A 17,003-nucleotide genomic window follows, 5' to 3' on the forward strand; every position below is an offset into this window, starting at 1 on the left:
CCGGCTTGCGGTTATTCAGCCAGGTTTGATTGGGCCAAACGATGCAGTGTTGCTTCCAGAATCGGCTGATTCGCCGCCGGAAAATTGTAATCAAGCAATTCCCTGGCGGTTACCCAGGTAATCGGCTGGCCTTCGGCACCATGAGCCTGTAACGCTTCAGCCGCCGTAACAGCAACCCAATACACATCCAGTCTCACCGACTTGTCAGGATAATCGAAGCAGACTTCAATCAGTGCCGACAGGCAGGCAGGCTCCAGCTGCAATCCCAGCTCTTCGTCCAACTCTCGTATCAGCGCGGCCGTCGTTGTTTCCCCAGCTTCAATTTTGCCACCTGGAAATTCCCAATAGCCGCCCTGATGTTTGTTATCCGGACGTTTTGCGATCAGGATTTGCTGTTGCGGATTACAGATCACCGCAACGGCAACAGCCAGTTGAAGTGGCTGGGTATCAGCGCCAATTACCATCAGGAACGGTAATCAGCATTGATGCTGACATATTCATGCGACAGATCGGTCGTCCAGATAGTCTCGGTTACATCACCACGCCCAAGGGCAATACGTACGGTAAACTCAGGCTGTTTGAAAATCGCAGCGCCAGCATCTTCGTTATAACCATCACAACGACCGCCATCTTCCACGATTTGTACGTCATCCAGCCAGATCTGGATTTTTTCCAGTTCCATGTCTGCTACACCGGCACGACCAACAGCGGCCAGAATACGACCCCAGTTGGCATCGGAGGCAAACATCGCTGTCTTGACCAGAGGTGAATGGGCCACGGTATAGGCCACATCCAGCGCTTCTTGCGCGGCTTGTGCCTCGACCACTTCGACGGTGACAAACTTGGTTGCCCCTTCCCCGTCACGCACAATGGCCTGAGCCAACAACTGGAATGCGATTTTCAGTTCGGCAAACAGGGCTTCAGCCACTGGCGAATCGGCATCATCAATGGTCAGGGTCGACTGACCCGTTGCAATTAACAGGCAACTGTCGTTAGTGGAGGTATCACCGTCAATGGTAATACGGTTGAACGAGGCATTCGCCAGGCGTCCACACCACTGTTCCAGCACGGTTTTGTCAATGCGAACATCCGTGGCGATAAAACCCAGCATGGTCGCCATATCCGGCTTGATCATACCAGCACCCTTGGAGATGCCTGTGATCGTTACTTCGTGGCCATCCAGCTCAAAACAGTGAGAGTAACCTTTGGGCAAGGTGTCGGTTGTCATGATGCCACGGGCTGCACGGGCCCACTGATCGTCGCCCAGGTGAGCCAGTGCCAGTGGAATACCCCGTTCAAAGGCATCCATATTCAGCGGCTCACCAATCACGCCGGTCGAGAATGGCAAGACCTGACTGCTGGCCACACCGGTTGCCTGCGCCAGTAGCTCACAACTACGTCGAGCATTGGCAAATCCCTGCTTGCCTGTCCCGGCGTTGGCATTGCCGGTATTGATCAGCAGGTAACGTGGCGCCTGCAGCGCCAGATGTTCACGAGCAACCACGACCGGGGCGGCACAAAAGGCATTTCGGGTAAATACTCCGGCGACTTCTGTGCCTTCCGCCAGCTCAAAAATTACCATGTCGTCCCGGTTTGGATAACGCACGGCAGACTGGGCAACCCCCAGCCGCACACCGGCAACAGTTGCAAAATCTTCAAATACAGAAAAATTAACGGCCATCTTGTTTCTCTTGTGCCTTATGACAGCTTGCCATGGCAATGCTTGTATTTTTTACCCGAACCACACGGACAGAGCTCATTACGACCTACCTTGCGATCGTCACGTACAAATGGCTGCGCCTGATCATCACCTTCGGCCTGCTCGATTGGCTCATCCGCCACCATGCTGGTCGTTGCTTCGTGTTCGTACTTGGCCAACTGGGCCTGGGCTTCAGCTTCCGCCCGGCGTTTTTCTTCCATTGCTTGCACTTCTGACTCTTCACGCACTTTGACATGAGAGAGTACACGGATGGTTTCGCGCTTGATGTTGCTCAGCAATTCCTGGAACAGGATAAATGATTCACGCTTGTATTCCTGTTTCGGGTTCTTCTGGCCATAACCGCGCAAGTGGATTCCCTGACGCAGATGATCCATGGTCGCCAAGTGCTCTTTCCAGAGGTTGTCGACGATTTGCAGCATGACTTGCTTTTCAAAACCACGCAGTGTTTCCCGACCGGCAGATGCTTCCTTCTCTTGGTAGGCTTGCTCAATGGCCGTCAGAATACGTTCACGCAGCGTCTCTTCGTACAGTTTGTCTTCCGAGTCCAGCCATTGCTGAATTGGTAAATCGACATCAAATTCTGATTTCAGATGCGCTTCCAGCCCAGCGATATCCCACTGCTCTTCCAGACTTTGTGGGGCGATATAGTCATTAATCGCATCATCAACCACGTCTTTCCGGATCGTGGAGATAATGTCACCAATATCTTCCATCGCCATCAGGTCATTACGCTGCTCATAAACCACCCGACGTTGATCGTTGGCAACATCATCGTATTCAAGCAGCTGTTTACGAATATCAAAGTTACGGCCTTCCACCTTGCGTTGTGCTTTCTCAACGGCATTGGTGACCATTTTGTGCTCGATGGATTCGCCGTCTTTCATGCCCAGCGCTTGCATCATGTTACGCATACGGTCGGACATGAACATACGCATCAGACTGTCATCCAGCGACAGGAAAAACCGGGTTGAACCGGCATCCCCCTGACGACCCGCACGACCACGCAGCTGATTATCGATACGGCGTGATTCATGACGTTCGGTACCGACGATATGCAGACCCCCGGCTTCCAATACCGCATCATGCCGTTCTTGCCAGTCCTTCTTGACTGCGGCAATTTCTTCCTCGGTAGGATTATCCAGGCGGGCAACTTCAGACTCCCAGTTACCACCCAGCATGATATCGGTACCACGACCTGCCATGTTGGTCGCGATGGTCACGGCTCCCGGACGACCGGCATCAGCGATAATTTCTGCTTCGCGCGCATTTTCCTTGGCGTTCAGCACATTGTGCGGAATCTTGGCTTTTGTCAGTAATCCAGCCACATATTCGGAAGATTCAATCGACGCGGTACCCACCAGTACCGGACGTTTCAGCTCAATTACCGCACGTACTTCTTCGACAACTGCTGCGTATTTTTCTGGCTGGGTAGCGTAAATCACATCATTGTAATCGATTCGCTGGACGGGTTTATTGGTCGGAATCACCACCACATCAAGGCCATAGATCTGGTTAAATTCAAATGCTTCGGTATCGGCAGTACCAGTCATACCAGCCAGTTTTTCATACAGCCGGAAGTAGTTCTGGAAGGTCGTGGAAGCCAGAGTCTGACTTTCGGCCTGGATACGGACACCCTCTTTGGCTTCAATAGCCTGATGCAGGCCTTCGCTCCAGCGACGCCCTGGCATGGTACGTCCGGTATGCTCGTCGACAATAACAATCTGGTTATTCTGGACAATATAGTCGACGTTTTTATGGTAAATCGCATGGGCCCGCAAAGCGGAATGGACATGGTGCAGCAAGTTGAGATTCTGGGTGGCATACAGGCTTTCACCGGCTTCCAGAATTCCCTCGTCAACCAACATGCCTTCAACAAATTCGTGCCCTTCCTCAGTCATTTCAACTGAACGGGTTTTTTCATCGATAATAAAGTGCCCGGAAACCGGGGTATCGTCTTCGTCCAGTTCACCTTGGACCAGCTTGGGTGCCAGCAAATTGATCTTGCGGTACAGCTCGGAATTATCCTGAGCAGGGCCAGAAATAATCAAAGGAGTTCGGGCTTCATCGATCAGAATGGAATCCACTTCATCGACGATGGCGAAATACAATTCGCGCTGCACCTTATCGTCCAGAGAAAACGCCATATTGTCGCGCAGGTAATCGAAACCGAATTCGTTATTGGTGCCGTACACGATGTCCGCTTGATATTGCTCGCGCTTTTCTGCGGTTTGCTGGCCGGGGACAACAACACCAACACTCAACCCCAGGTATTCATACAGGGGACGCATCCACTCGGCATCACGACGCGCGAGATAATCGTTCACGGTAACGACACTGACGCATTTGCCTGTCAAAGCATTCAGATAGGTTGGCAAGGTACCCACCAGGGTTTTACCTTCGCCGGTACGCATCTCGGCAATACGGCCTTCATGCAGGGTAACACCACCAATCAGCTGGACGTCAAAGTGACGCATCCCCATCACTCGCCGGCTGGCTTCCCGGCAGACGGCGAAAGCTTCTGGCAGCAGGGCATCCAGTTTTTCACCACCTTCCAGGCGCTGCTTGAATTCAGCAGTTTTGGCCTGCAACTCGGCATCAACAAGCGCTTTCAGGGCTTCTTCATGGCTGTTTATCTGTGTAACCAGCTTACCCATACGCTTCAGTTCCCGGCTATTTTTACTGCCGAAAAGCTTGCGAAAAATATTACCCATCATGAGATTCTAACTATCCAATTTGCAAATACAGTGAGGCCCGGACGGACTGAAACGCTCGATTATACGCGCTTCAGATGACAAGTCCGAGATGGTGACAAGTAATTTGATCAATGCCTATCGGAGGGTACGATGAAGATATGCAGATGGGTCAACTGTCCGGCCGTTCTTGTACACTTCAAAATGCACATGAGGGCCGGTTGAACGGCCACTACTTCCCATCAAGGCAATAACATCGTCTTTACGAACGATATCGCCAACCTTGACGTTCAGCTCAAAGCAGTGGGCATAACGCGTTTTATAGCCATTGCCGTGATTGATCTCAACCAGTTTGCCATAGCCATAACGATCACCAGCCCAGGTAACAACCCCAGACGCAACCGCAATAATATCCGACCCCTGCTTACCGGCAAAATCAACACCGCCATGCCAGGCCAGCTGGCCGGTAAAAGGATCGGTACGACGACCATAGCGGGAAGACATCCAGCCTTTTTTGATCGGTCGGCCAGTTACAAATGTATCCGCATCCAGCCGTTGGGCAGACATCAGGTCATCCAGCACTTCCAGCTGCTGCTCACGATGACCAATACGATTAGCCAGGTCATTCAGCACATCGCTGATTTCCGGCGCTTCGTAGGCTTCACCCAGTGTCTTTGGCCCGCCCAAAGCAGGTGCCATGGAAAAATCGAATTCATCGGCTTCCAGATTGGCAACACTGACCAGGCGTTCACCCAGAGCATCCAAACGCATCAGACGGGACTGCAGCTCGGCCAGTTTGACCGTTAGTGCCTGTAATTCCTGATTGGTCTGGACACGAATCTGCTCCAGCTCCTGACGCTGCAGGCTGAGATCATTTTCCCAGGCTTCTGCTGCCTGTGGCTCCAGGGAAAAACCTTCATCTGCCAACCAGTCAACCAACCAGAACCCGGCCATCCCCATTGCAAAAGGCAGGGCCACAAGGCACCCAAATAACAATGTCTTGGCAGGTGTGGTCAATCGGTAAGTACGGGACTCTCCGTGACGCTGACCAACAACAATAATGTTCATAAATAACCAGGTAAGTGACGATTACCAACTTGCTTGCTACTTATTGACACCAACCGCATCACAAACGAAGCCTTACAAACCGCAAAACTCATCAGAATCCACCAACAAACAGACAAAAACAAGGCCATATAGTATGGCCTTCGGGTATTGCTATAGTTTTTCAGATGCAATCAGCCAGCAGCAGCTGGGCGCATATAAGTAATCGGTGCAGTTTCTTCGGTAAATTCAACGAATTCCCATGCATCTTCATGCGCCAGCAACTCTCGTAACAGACAGTTATTCAGTCCATGACCAGACTTGTAGCCAATGTACTCACCGATCAGGCTATGCCCAAGCAAATACAGATCACCGACTGCGTCCAGTATCTTGTGTTTGACGAACTCATCTTCATAACGCAAGCCGTCTTCATTCAGAACCCGATAATCATCCACTACGATCGCATTTTTAACGCTACCGCCCAGCGCCAGGTTCTTGGAGCGCATATACTCAAGATCCTTGGTAAAGCCGAAGGTACGCGCACGGCTTACTTCCTTGACGTATGACGTCGAGGAAAAATCCAGGCTGGCCTTCTGAACACTCTGTTTGAGTACTGGATGATCGAAATCAATTTCAAACGATACCTTGAAGCCATCATAAGGAGCAAAAGAAGCGGTTTTGTCACGCTCTTTGACTTCGATACGACGTTTGATACGGATAAAACGCTTTGGAGCATCCTGCTCCATCAAACCTGCCGATTGCAGCAAAAATACAAATGGGCCAGAGCTGCCGTCCATAATAGGCACTTCGCGGGCACTGACTTCTACAATCGCGTTGTCGATACCCAGCCCGGCCATGGCCGACAACAGGTGTTCTACCGTATCGACTTTGGCGTGATCACGTACAAGGGTGGTGGACAAGGTGGTTTCGCCGACATTCAACGCATGCGCAGGAATATCAACGACAGGGTCAAGATCGGTACGACGGAATACGATCCCTGTATTAACCGGGGCGGGCTTCAGAGTCAGGTAGACCTTTTCACCGGAGTGAAGGCCTACACCTGAAGCGCGGATAGTGTTCTTTAAGGTGCGTTGAGGGATCATTCTGACAATCCTGCCATTTCTGGTCGTTTCTTATACAAATAGATAGATCCTGCAATTATAGCAGGAATGCAAGAACACGCTAGCGGCATGCTCTTTTTACTCAATCTGCCTGACGACGCAAGAAAGCAGGTATATCCAGATACTCCATGTCTTGCCGTGTTTGTGGTTCCGCTTTTGTCGCAGCCTGAGCTCCCGCTCCAGCCTGACGAGTCACGGCTGGACGATCAAGCTTGTTGTAGTCTGGAGTACCATCTGCACGCTTTGGCGCCGGTGTATTATCGACTACTTTTTTTGGACGGGGTTCCGTTGCAGGAGCTGAAGAACTGCTGGCATGGAAATTCAGGCCAGTGGCAACAACAGTAACCCGCAGCTCATCGGTCATTTCCGGATCAATAACAGTACCGACAACAACCGTTGCATCTTCAGCAGCGTATTCACCAATAATGTCACCCACTTCCGAGAATTCGCCCAATGACAAATCATAGCCTGCGGTCACATTCACCAGGATGCCACGTGCTCCTTTCAGGTTGACGTCTTCCAACAGAGGACTGCCAACAGCTGCTTCTGCGGCCTGGCGTGCACGGTCTTCGCCACTGGCGGAACCGCTACCCATCATGGCCTGGCCCATTTCGGACATAACTGTTCGCACATCGGCAAAGTCAACGTTGATCATGCCTTGCTGGGTAATCAGATCGGCAATGCCTTTGACCGCGCCATACAGCACGTCATTGGCAGTGCGGAAAGCATCCATCAATGTGGTGCCTTTACCCAGGACCGACAGGAGTTTTTCATTAGGGATAGTAATCAGTGAGTCAACATGCTCGCTTAACTGTTTCAGGCCAACTTCTGCCATGGCCATACGTTTTTTACCTTCAAACGAAAACGGCCGGGTAACAACAGCAACAGTCAGGATGCCCAGTTCACGGGCAATTTCAGCAACAACAGGAGCGCCACCTGTACCAGTGCCTCCCCCCATGCCAGCTGTAATAAAGACCATGTCAGCACCTTTCAGGGCCTCTGCGATACGATCACGATCTTCCATCGCCGCCTGGCGACCAACATCGGGATTCGCGCCAGCACCCAGTCCTTTGGTCAGGCCAACACCCAGTTGAATTACAGAACGAGCACCAACATTACGCAACGCCTGAGCGTCGGTATTGGCACAGATAAAATCAACGCTATCAATGTTGCTTTCTACCATGTGCTGGACGGCATTACCGCCACCGCCACCCACGCCGATAACCTTGATTATCGCCTCTTCCGGCACATCATCTGCTAACTCAAACATATCGCCTTCTTTTCCAAATGACATGATGCCCCCCCCCTCTCTACTACCCATCATTACATTAAATACTAAAAGTTGCCTTTTATCCATTCCGATAACTGTGTAAAGATCCCGGAATGTGATTTACCTTCAATTATAGCTACTGGCTTATTTTTAGCCTGTTTCACAGCGTAAAGAAGTAACCCTACAGCGGTACTATAAATAGGGTTATTAATTACGTCAGTTAACCCGGAAACCCCATGAGGCCGGGCCAATCGGACTGGCATATGAAATATCTCTTCTGCCAATTCAACCACACCTTCCATTTTTGATGTGCCGCCGGTCAGTACAACACCAGCAGGGATTAATTCATCATAGCCGCTACGACGCAATTCTGCCTGAATAAGAGAAAATAATTCATCATATCGAGGCTCGACCACTTCTGCCAAAGATTGCCGTGACAGCTGACGTGGCGGGCGTTCACCAACACTCGGAACATTGATCATCTCATCTTCGTGCGCCAACTGGCGCAAGGCGCAGGCGTACTTGATTTTTATCGCTTCGGCATGCTGGGTCGGTGTTAATAATGCCATTGCGATATCATTGGTCACCTGATCCCCTGCAATTGGAATAACAGCGGTGTGCCGTATAGCGCCATCGGTAAAAATAGCTATATCAGTGGTACCACCACCGATATCTACCATACAGACTCCCAATTCCCGCTCATCATCACTTAACACGGCATAACTGGATGCCAATTGTTCCAGAATAATATCATCAGTACTCAGTTCACAACGTTGTACACAACGTTCAATATTTTGCGCTGCATTCACCGCTGCAGTTACCAGATGTACCTTGGCCTCCAGCCTGACACCGGCCATTCCTACCGGTTCACGAATACCTTCCTGATGGTCGACTGAATATTCCTGGGGCAGAACATGGATCGTACGTCGATCCTGTGGAATAGCGACAGCTTGAGCAGCGTCGATGACCCTCTCCACGTCGGCTTCCGTGATCTCGGCTCCTCTGACGGCGACTACGCCATTGGAGTTTTGTGACTGTACATGGCTGCCAGCAATACCGGCATACACCGAATGAATGGTACAGCCCGCCATCAGTTCGGCTTCTTCAACTGCACGGCGAATTGACTGCACAGTGGACTCGATATTAACCACTACGCCTTTTTTCATCCCCCGACTGGGGTGACTGCCGAGACCAACAATTTCAATACCGCCATCTGATGTCACTTCCCCGACAATAGCAACAATCTTGGACGTTCCTATATCCAGTCCCACCAGCATTTGACCTGCCTGTGCATTTGCCATTACCCGGTTACCCCTGTTGTTTGCCAGCGAATAGCCGCACCCTTGCCATATCTCAAATCCACCTGGCGTACCTCTTTAGCATCCAGCGCTCCCAATAGAGCAATCAGACGCTGTAATCGTTCTTCAAAATACTGGCGTCCAAAACGAACAATCCAGCCATTTGACAATGTTGCATCGACTGCCTGCACCGCATTAACACTCATGCTGTTCACGGTCAAACCCTGACCAGTCAAAGCCTGCTGCAGGCGTCGAAAATATTTCACTGATTCATTCTTCACCGGATCAGCCCCGTATAGTCGCATCAGCCCGGTTGTGGCGAATCCAGGCGGTATTGCCGACAGACGACCCGTGGCAGTCAGTAGCTGTTCATCATTCCATAGCGCCACCGGCAACTCCTCATACAACAGTAATTCCACACTGTCCGGCCAGTGCTTTCTGACCGCAACACGGCTCACCAGTGGAATAGCCGCCACCTGCTGCTGAACCTGGTTCACATCCAGAGTAAAGAAACTCTTGTCTCTCACCCACAATAACTGGCGCGCAATATCTTCTGCATTCAAAACATTCAGCCGGCCAACCACCACCACCGCTTGAACCGGCCAGGTGTGATAGGCCTGACGTACAACCACTCCGGCACCGACAAAGAGCAGCGCAATAACCAGTCCGATCCAGACCTGAACGGGAATATGCAGTCGCCGGGTAATTGGCTCACGTCTGACTGGTGTCAGAGTGGCACCGCGTGCTGGTTGCTTGTCCGACATATCAGTGCTTCTTCACTTCTTCCAGCAAGCGGATAACCAATTGCGTAAATGACATCCCCACTGCCCGGGCCGCCATTGGCACCAGGCTATGGTCTGTCATACCCGGACTGGTATTCACTTCCAGTAGCCAGAATTGGCCATCGGCATCGGCCATCACATCCACTCGCCCCCAGCCCTGACAACCAATCAGATCGAAGGCCGTCATGGCCAGTTGCTGCAACTCGGCTTCTTTCTCAGCACTCAGGTCCGATGGTAATAAATATTCTGTGTCTAATGATTCGTATTTTGCCTCATAATCATAAAACTCATGTGACGTTTTCAACTGAATCACAGGCAGCGCCTGTCCCCCCACCAGAGCAATGGTGTACTCGTTCCCGGTAATCCAGCGTTCTGCCAGCACCAGCGCATCGTATTGACTGGCAAATTGATAACTGTCTTGCAGGGCTTGCGCATCATGTACTTTACGCATGCCAATGCTGGAACCCTCATGGGCAGGCTTGACGATGACGTCATGCCCCAATTCCTGAATGACGTGTTGCCAGTCAGATTGCTGCCCCAGCAGCACTGCCGCGGGTGTTGGCAAGCCAGCAGCCTGCCAGATCAGTTTGGTGCGCCACTTGTCCATTCCCAGTGCCGATGCCATAACACCACTACCGGTATAGGGAATCCGGAGCCACTCCAGTAACCCCTGAATGGTACCATCTTCGCCACCCCGCCCATGCAATGCGATAAATGCCATATCAAAATGCTCACGCGCCAGGCAAGCCGCAATGTCATCTTGTACATCCACGCCAACAGCATCCACCCCGGCAGCGACCAGGGCGCTCAACACAGCCTCACCGCTGCGTAGCGATACGGCACGTTCAGCAGAAACACCGCCCATCAAAACGGCTACACGACCAAATCCGCTACGATCTGTCATTCATTCGCTCCCTTTGCTTTGGCACGATCAATGGACTCCAACCAGCCAGGTAATTGCTCGGCCAGCCGGGCAGACAAGGAACCGATGTCGCCAGCCCCCTGGGTCAGTAACAAGTCACCGGCTCTGAGCACTCCCATCAACAACCCTTCGAGGGATTCGCCACGTTCGATAAATACTGGATCCACCTCTCCGCGCTGACGCAAACTGCCACAGAGTGAGCGGCCATCCGCACCGGCAATTGCTTTTTCTCCAGCGGGATAAACATCCATCAACAACAGGATATCCACGGTCGATAATACTTTGACAAAATCTTCATACAGGTCACGCGTACGGCTAAATCGATGCGGTTGAAACAGCATCACCAGGCGGCGGTCGGGAAAACCCTTGCGAATGGCTTCAATCGTCACTTCCAGCTCACGGGGGTGATGACCATAGTCATCCACCATCATCACATTGCCACCTGCCAGTGGATATTCTCCACAGACCTGGAAACGCCGCCCGACACCGGCAAATTTTTCCAGTGCCGAACGGATTGCTTCATCAGGCACACCTTCTTCATCGGCAACCGCAACCGTTGCCAGCGCATTAAGAACGTTATGCCGACCTGGCATCCGCATACGAATATTCAGTGGCTGACGATCCCCTGGCCGCACCAGAGTGAACTCGGTAAACAGCCCCTGCTGAACCACATTGATCGCCCGATAGTCGGCATCTCCGGAAAAACCGTAGGTCACGGTCTGACGGGAAATGGCAGGCAGAATGGAGCGTACTGTCTCGTCGTCAATACAGATCACTGCCAACCCATAAAATGGCAGGTTTTGCAGGAAATCAACGAAGGTCTGCTTTAATCGCTCAAAGTCACCGCCATAAGTCGACATATGGTCCGCATCAATATTGGTAACGATCGACACCATCGGCTGCAGATGCAGGAAACTGGCATCACTTTCATCTGCCTCGGCAATCAGGTAACGACTGGCCCCCAAGCGGGCATTGGCACCAGCACTGTTCAACTTGCCACCAATAACAAAGGTCGGGTCCAGCCCGGCCTCCGCAAAAATACTGGTCAACAAGCTGGTCGTGGTGGTTTTACCGTGAGTGCCGGCAACCGCCACCCCATGACGAAAACGCATCAGTTCCGCCAGCATTTCTGCCCGTCGCACGACCGGCTTGCGTTGTTCCAGGGCCGTCGATACTTCCGGGTTGCTGACATCAATCGCCGACGACACCACCACCACATCGGCGCGCGCCACATTGTCTGCGGCGTGGCCAATAAACAATGTCACCCCCAGATTTTGCAGGCGACGGGTCACCGCGGAAGCCCGGATATCGGAACCAGTGATGGTATAGCCCTGGTTCAACAGCACTTCTGCAATACCACACATCCCGGTGCCACCAATACCCACAAAGTGAATGCAACGAATACGCCGCATTTCGGGAATCATATGTGCCAGCGGACCATTCGCCAGCGTCGCTTCTGCAGACGCATTAATCACGGGTTTTCCTCATAATCTGTTCAACAGCCAGTGCGGTTGCATCCGGCCGGGCCTGTGCATGACTTTGATCGGCCATGCCTTGTAAACGGGCACGATCCTTATCCAGCAAGCCTATTGTTTGTTGTAGCCACTCTGGCGTCAGATCCTTCTGTTGACAGATCAGTGCGGCCTGATTGTTTGCCAAATAACCGGCATTGATGGTTTGATGATCATCGACCGCATAAGGGAACGGCACAAAAATCGCCGCTTTACCGACCGCCGCAACTTCCGATACCGTCAAGGCACCAGAACGACAAATCATCAGATCGGCCCAACCATAAGCCGCCGCCATATCGTCAATAAATGCAGAGACGTCTGCGACCACATCACTGGCAGCATACGCCGCCAGCATACGCTCAGCATCCCGCTTGCCAACCTGGTGGCGCAAGTTCGGCCGCCCAGCCGCTGGCATCGCTTGCCAACAAGCCAGGACGGCATCGTTCAGGGCCGACGCACCAAGACTGCCGCCCACCACCAGAATATTCAAAGGGCCAGACAAGGGCACGGCACGGGCTGGTAACTCGACCAGTTCACGACGTACCGGATTGCCCACTGTCATCGCGCCGGCCAGAGCACCGGGAAAGGCCTGCAAACTCAAGTGCGCGATACGGTTAAGCCAGCGGTTGGTCATTCCAGCAATTGCATTCTGTTCATGGATCACCAGAGGCACTCCGGCAAGCCGTGCTGCCACCCCTCCGGGGCCGGCAATATAACCACCAAACCCCACCACGATATCGGCCTTGATGGCACGAATAACCGCCCGTGACTGCCAGGTTGCCAGGGCAATACGCCAGGGGGCCATCATCAGACCCTTGATGCCTTTGCCACGCAAACCTCGAATATTCACTGCATGCAGCGGGTACCCTGCAGCAGGAACCAGATTTTGTTCCATGCCATAAGGTGTTCCAAGCCAGTGAATCACATAGCCTTGTGCTACCAGAGCACGGGCAACCGCCAATGCCGGGAACACATGTCCCCCGGTACCAGCAGCCATAATCAGGGCCACTTTGCTACGACTGGATCCTGAAGGCTTCATGCCCTACCTCCGTTATCTCTTGGTTCCGGCTCAGGCATCAGCATGGCCTCGTGCTTGATTCGCATAACAATACCAACCATGGCACAGGCCAGAATCAGGCTACTGCCGCCATAACTGAAAAATGGCAAGGTCAGACCCTTGGTCGGTAACAAGCCGATATTCACACCCAGGTTAATAACAATCTGTAGTGCCAGCATCGAGCCAATACCGGCGGCAATATACGCGCCGTACAACAGTCCACGCTGTTGGGCAATCCAGACGGTTTGCCAAATCCGTACGACCAGAAAAGTCAGCAAGCCAATAGCCATCAGGCCACCAAACAAGCCTGTCTCTTCAGCCCAGATGGCAAACACAAAGTCGGTGTGTGCTTCCGGCAAATAAAACAGTTTCTGCACGCTTTCTCCCAACCCGACCCCAAACCATTCACCACGACCAAAAGCGATCAATGACTGCGTCAGCTGATACCCGGTGCCATATACATGCTCAGGTGCCCAGGGATCCAGATACGCCATCAAGCGCGCAACCCGCCACTCTTCCGACGTTAATGCCACAACCGACAGAGCACCGGTGCCAATCATCAATAAAAAATATTGCCCGGCTTTCACACCACCGAGAAACAGCTGGATCATGGTGGCTCCCAGCAACACGACCGCTGCACCAAAATCCGGTTCCATCAGTAACAACAGCACCATGATAACCAGCACAATCAAGGGTTTGATAAACCCCCAGAAACGCTCACGCACTTCTGGCAAGCGCCGCACCAGATAGCCAGCCACATAAAAAACGGCCGCCAGCTTGGCCAGCTCGGACGCCTGCAACTTGAACAGGACAAAATTCAGCCAACGACGACTGCCGTTAACTTCATGACCAACCCCCGGCACCAACACCAGACACAAGCCCGCAAAGCCCACCGCCAGCATTGGCAACTCAAACTGGCGCCAGCGTGCCAGACTGATCTGGCTGGCGCCGTACAAGGCAACCACACCCAGAATCAGATACACACCATGACGAATTGCAAAATACGCCGCATTACCGGTCAGTTTTTCGCCAATACCGGTAGACGCCGAAGCCACCATGACCCAGCCCAGCACCATCAGCAGCAACCAGGGAACAAAATGTTGATCACGGGCTTGCCAGCGCAGACTGTCAATCATCCATCAGGCTCCCGACCAAGGCGCCAAAATGCCGGCCCCGTTCCACGTAATTGGCAAACTGATCCAGGCTGGCACAGGCGGGCGACAACAGTACCCGGTCGCCCGGCTGCGCCTTTGCAACAGCCAGCGCAAACGCCTCAGCCAGATATTGACAGCTATACGTCGGACAACTGTCGGACAGCGTCGCCGCCAATGCTTCACCATCCTGACCAAAACAACACACACCGGCGACCCCCGTGGCACACGCCGGAGCCAGCGGCTGAAAGTCCTGTTGCTTGCCATCCCCCCCTGCCAGCAACCACAACGCACCAGCCTGACCGGTCAGGCCCTGGATCGCGGCCAGTGTAGAGCCAACATTGGTGCCCTTGGAGTCATTGATAAACACCACCCCGTTATGCTCGCCAACCCACTCACAGCGATGCGCCAAGCCGGTAAAACGGCTCAGCGTCATACGGGCCTGGGCCGGACTGACACCAACGGTTTCGACCAACGCCAACGCTGCCATCACATTCGCCAGATTGTGACGGCCATGTATTTTCAATTCCGAACTGTGTACCAGCTGCATACCGGCACGCACAATCCAATCGCCAGCAACACCATCACAGTCGCCCGCTTGCAGGCCAAAATCATCCTCTGTCGGGGCCTTGATGGTGAAACCGGCGGCTTCAATAATCTCGCCACACGGATTACTGGCCGCATCATCACGATTCACAACGGCTAACTCACAACCAGTAAAAATACGTTGCTTGGCCAGTTGGTAAGCCGCCATCCCCTGATAACGATCCATATGGTCTTCGCTCAGGTTCAGAATGGTCGCCACTCGTGCCTTCAGGCTCGATGTCGTTTCCAGCTGGAAACTCGATAGTTCCAGCACATACACATCCGGTTGCGGCCCAGCCAATAAATCCAGTACCGGCACCCCGATATTGCCGCCCATTTCCGCGGCAACCCCGGCATCCCGCAAGATATCCCGGACCAGGGTAGTGACCGTACTCTTGCCGTTGGAACCAGTGATCGCAATCACCGGCACCCGGTTCTGGCGAGCAAACAGCTCAACATCCCCAATCACGTCCACCCCCGCAGCCAAGGCCTGCTGTAATGCAGGGTCAGACAAAGCCATCCCCGGGCTGACAATAATCTGCTGATAAGCAGACAGGCGATGACCATCCAGCGCCCCCAGATACAGGTTCGCGGCTGGGAAAAGAGTGCTCAGACTGCTCGCTGCCGGGCAATCGGTACGGCTGTCACACAGATCAAACGACCAGCCCATTCGCTGGCAATAGCGCGCCGTCGCCTGGCCTGAAATTCCCAGTCCGACGATCAAGCGTTTGATATCTGCTTCTGCCAGCGTCATAGATACAACCTGTTATCGAATTTTCAAGGTAGCCAGTCCGGCTAGCACCAAAATAATAGTGACAATCCAGAAGCGAACAATCACCCGCGGTTCTGGCCACCCCTTTAACTCAAAGTGATGATGCAGGGGTGCCATACGGAAGATGCGTTTCCCCGTCATTTTGAATGATCCCACTTGCAGGATGACCGACAGGGTTTCGGCAACAAAAATACCGCCCATGATAAACAGCACCACTTCCATGCGAATGATCACCGCCACAATACCCAACGCAGCTCCCAGCGCCAGCGAGCCCACGTCTCCCATAAATACCTGGGCTGGATAGGTGTTAAACCAGAGGAACCCAATCCCTGCCCCTACCATGGCACCACAGAAAACCACCAGTTCCCCAGCGCCGGCAATGTAGGGGATATGCAGATAATTGGCGTAGTTCACATGACCCGCCAAGTAAGCACATACGCCCAATGCCGCGCTGACCATCACCGTTGGCATAATCGCCAGACCATCCAGACCATCGGTCAGATTGACAGCATTACTGGAGCCAACAATGACGAAGTAACTCAGCAGCACAAACATCAGTCCCAGTTGCGGCATGATGTCCTTGAAAAACGGCATCACAAACAAGGTTTCCTGCGGGCTCTGGGCGCTGTAGTACAGATACGCCGCAGCCATCACACCAAACACCGATTGCCAGAAATATTTCCAGCGCCCCGGCAAGCCTCGTGAATTTTTCTCCACCACCTTGCGGTAGTCATCAACCCAGCCAATGGCACCAAACATCAGCGTCAACACCAGCACCACCCAGACAAACCGGTTTTCCAGATTCCCCCACAACAGGGTACTGACCGCGATCGATAGCAGAATCAGCACGCCTCCCATCGTCGGCGTGCCAGCCTTGCTCAAATGCGATTTTGGCCCGACTTCACGAATCGCCTGACCAATCTGATATTGGTGCAGTTTGCGAATCACAACCGGCCCCAGCACCATCGACACCACCAGTGCCGTAATGACGGAGAAGATACTTCTTAACGATAAATAACCCACGACACCAAAACCCGAGTGCCACTGCGTCAGCCATTCCCCCAGCCACAACAACATAAA

14 protein-coding genes are annotated in these 17,003 nt (G+C 52.9%); all 14 read right to left on the bottom strand.

Features of this window, described 5'->3' with window-relative positions:
* Positions 1-11: 11 nt before the first annotated feature.
* The 14 genes from mutT to mraY all read right to left on the bottom strand — a co-directional run bounded on the left by mutT (position 12) and on the right by mraY (position 17,000).
* On the bottom strand, positions 12-464 hold the full coding sequence (gene mutT / locus Q8W24_RS01175) for an 8-oxo-dGTP diphosphatase MutT (RefSeq protein ID WP_303433030.1): 453 nt from the start codon (positions 462-464) through the stop codon (positions 12-14).
* Positions 464-1,681, bottom strand: a complete 1,218-nt coding sequence (argJ, locus tag Q8W24_RS01180) for a bifunctional glutamate N-acetyltransferase/amino-acid acetyltransferase ArgJ (RefSeq protein WP_305414986.1) — start codon at positions 1,679-1,681, stop codon at positions 464-466. The genes mutT and argJ overlap by 1 nt, the downstream gene beginning before the upstream one ends.
* Before the next feature lie 17 nt (positions 1,682-1,698).
* Positions 1,699-4,434, bottom strand: a complete 2,736-nt coding sequence (secA, locus tag Q8W24_RS01185) for a preprotein translocase subunit SecA (protein ID WP_303433032.1) — start codon at positions 4,432-4,434, stop codon at positions 1,699-1,701.
* A gap of 114 nt (positions 4,435-4,548) precedes the next feature.
* Positions 4,549-5,478, bottom strand: a complete 930-nt coding sequence (locus Q8W24_RS01190; RefSeq protein WP_303433033.1) for a M23 family metallopeptidase — start codon at positions 5,476-5,478, stop codon at positions 4,549-4,551.
* A gap of 170 nt (positions 5,479-5,648) precedes the next feature.
* On the bottom strand, positions 5,649-6,557 hold the full coding sequence (gene lpxC / locus Q8W24_RS01195) for a UDP-3-O-acyl-N-acetylglucosamine deacetylase (protein ID WP_303433035.1): 909 nt from the start codon (positions 6,555-6,557) through the stop codon (positions 5,649-5,651).
* A 100-nt stretch (positions 6,558-6,657) separates the two neighbouring features.
* Positions 6,658-7,845 carry a cell division protein FtsZ gene (ftsZ, locus tag Q8W24_RS01200; protein WP_303433086.1) on the bottom strand — a complete coding sequence of 396 codons (1,188 nt, stop codon included), beginning with the start codon at positions 7,843-7,845 and terminating at the stop codon, positions 6,658-6,660.
* A gap of 65 nt (positions 7,846-7,910) precedes the next feature.
* Positions 7,911-9,146, bottom strand: coding sequence for a cell division protein FtsA (gene ftsA / locus Q8W24_RS01205; RefSeq protein WP_303433037.1), 1,236 nt, complete (start codon positions 9,144-9,146; stop codon positions 7,911-7,913).
* Positions 9,146-9,907 carry a cell division protein FtsQ/DivIB gene (locus Q8W24_RS01210; RefSeq protein ID WP_303433040.1) on the bottom strand — a complete coding sequence of 254 codons (762 nt, stop codon included), beginning with the start codon at positions 9,905-9,907 and terminating at the stop codon, positions 9,146-9,148. Before Q8W24_RS01210 ends, ftsA begins: the two co-directional genes overlap by 1 nt.
* A 1-nt stretch (position 9,908) precedes the next feature.
* The gene (locus Q8W24_RS01215; protein WP_305474120.1) at positions 9,909-10,829 is read right to left on the bottom strand and encodes a D-alanine--D-alanine ligase; all 921 of its coding nucleotides are present in this window, start codon (positions 10,827-10,829) and stop codon (positions 9,909-9,911) included.
* A complete protein-coding gene (murC, locus tag Q8W24_RS01220) occupies positions 10,826-12,271 on the bottom strand; it encodes a UDP-N-acetylmuramate--L-alanine ligase (RefSeq protein WP_305474168.1) in 1,446 nt (481 codons plus the stop codon). The genes Q8W24_RS01215 and murC overlap by 4 nt, the downstream gene beginning before the upstream one ends.
* 43 nt (positions 12,272-12,314) lie before the next feature.
* On the bottom strand, positions 12,315-13,397 hold the full coding sequence (gene murG / locus Q8W24_RS01225) for an undecaprenyldiphospho-muramoylpentapeptide beta-N-acetylglucosaminyltransferase (protein WP_303433044.1): 1,083 nt from the start codon (positions 13,395-13,397) through the stop codon (positions 12,315-12,317).
* Complete coding sequence (gene ftsW / locus Q8W24_RS01230) at positions 13,394-14,551, bottom strand: putative lipid II flippase FtsW (RefSeq protein ID WP_303433045.1); 1,158 nt, start codon at positions 14,549-14,551, stop codon at positions 13,394-13,396. Before ftsW ends, murG begins: the two co-directional genes overlap by 4 nt.
* Positions 14,544-15,905 (bottom strand): UDP-N-acetylmuramoyl-L-alanine--D-glutamate ligase, encoded by a 1,362-nt coding sequence (gene murD, locus Q8W24_RS01235; protein WP_305474121.1) that lies wholly within the window; start codon positions 15,903-15,905, stop codon positions 14,544-14,546. The genes ftsW and murD overlap by 8 nt, the downstream gene beginning before the upstream one ends.
* A 12-nt stretch (positions 15,906-15,917) precedes the next feature.
* A complete protein-coding gene (mraY, locus tag Q8W24_RS01240; RefSeq protein WP_303433047.1) occupies positions 15,918-17,000 on the bottom strand; it encodes a phospho-N-acetylmuramoyl-pentapeptide-transferase in 1,083 nt (360 codons plus the stop codon).
* Between the last annotated feature and the right edge of the window lie 3 nt (positions 17,001-17,003).

It is taken from the genome of Oceanobacter sp. 4_MG-2023 (assembly GCF_030689165.1).
Classification (GTDB): Bacteria; Pseudomonadota; Gammaproteobacteria; order Pseudomonadales; family Oceanobacteraceae; genus Oceanobacter.